Annotated in this window: 1 protein-coding gene; it reads left to right on the top strand. The window is 46.0% G+C overall.

Going from position 1 to position 1,170, the window contains the following annotated elements; all coding sequences use genetic code 11:
- On the top strand, positions 1 to 1,011 hold a 1,011-nt coding region (locus tag PL9631_RS25685), incomplete at its 5' end, for a calcium-binding protein (RefSeq protein ID WP_083624823.1).
- Positions 1,012 to 1,170: the final 159 nt, after the last annotated feature.

The raw sequence follows: 1,170 nt of genomic DNA, 5'->3' as shown, positions 1-1,170 counted from the left end.
ACCCCCACCCCAATCACAACATCTCTGGTGCAGGGAAGCGAGGGAAACGATACCTTATTGGGAACTGAGAGACAAGATTTAGTCGCTGGTTTAGGCGGGGATGACCTGATTTCAGGATTTACCGGAGATGATTCCCTGAACGGGAATGGGGGTAATGATATTCTCTATGGCGGTCAAAACAACGATACCCTGATTGGAGAAGGGGGAAACGACCTGCTACAAGGGAATAAAGGGGATGATTTGCTCAATGGAGGGGCGGATAACGATACCTTCTATGGGGGAATTAACAACGACACCCTCTTAGGTGAGGATGGTCGGGATCTAATTTTCGGGGACACGGGTGATGACAGTATTGACGGCGGACTTCGCAGCGATACCCTTTATGGCGGAGAAGATAATGACACCATAGGGGGCGCAGAGGATGATGATTTTCTCCAGGGCGGTCAAGGCGAAGATTCCCTTGGGGGAGGTCTGGGGAATGATTTTCTGCGGGGGGATAAGCAAAATGATCAGGTCAATGGTGGTAAAGGTGATGATAGCCTTTATGGAGGTCAAGGGGATGATACCCTGATTGGTGGCGCTGGCAATGATTTCGTCAGTGGTGATAAGGGAAATGATTTCCTGATTGGTGTTGACCCCAATTCTCAACCGGCGGGATTTGTGGAAATTGATACGTTAAGCGGAGGAGTGGGGAATGATACTTTTGTTTTGGGAGACGGAACTCAAACCTATTATGTTAATGGGGCAGGAAGTATTATTGGATTTGTGGATTATGCCCTAATTCTTAATTTTAATCCCACCGAAGATGTGATTCTTTTAGGCCCTGGTAATTATTTACCCGCCGCCGCCCCGGAAAATTTACCTCAAGGAACAGCGATCTATTTATTAACTGGAGAACAGACAGAATTGATTGCAATTCTTGATGGAATCACCGACTTTAAATTTGATACCAATATTGGTCAACCTGGTAGTCCGATTCAATTTGCAGGAGGAAATTCCGAGGCAACTTAATCAGTTATCAGTTGTAGGGGCGGGTTCATTAAGATTTAAGTGATTAACAAAGATCTAAAAGAACCCGCCCGTACCAGTTGTCAGTCTATTACCCATTACCCTGTTACTGAGCGAAGTCGAAGTATTACCCATTACCCATTACCCATTACCCATTACCCA

The sequence above is a fragment of the Planktothrix paucivesiculata PCC 9631 genome (genome assembly GCF_900009265.2).
Classification (GTDB): Bacteria; Cyanobacteriota; Cyanobacteriia; order Cyanobacteriales; family Microcoleaceae; genus Planktothrix; species Planktothrix paucivesiculata.
This window is presented reverse-complemented; position numbering and strand designations above follow the sequence as displayed.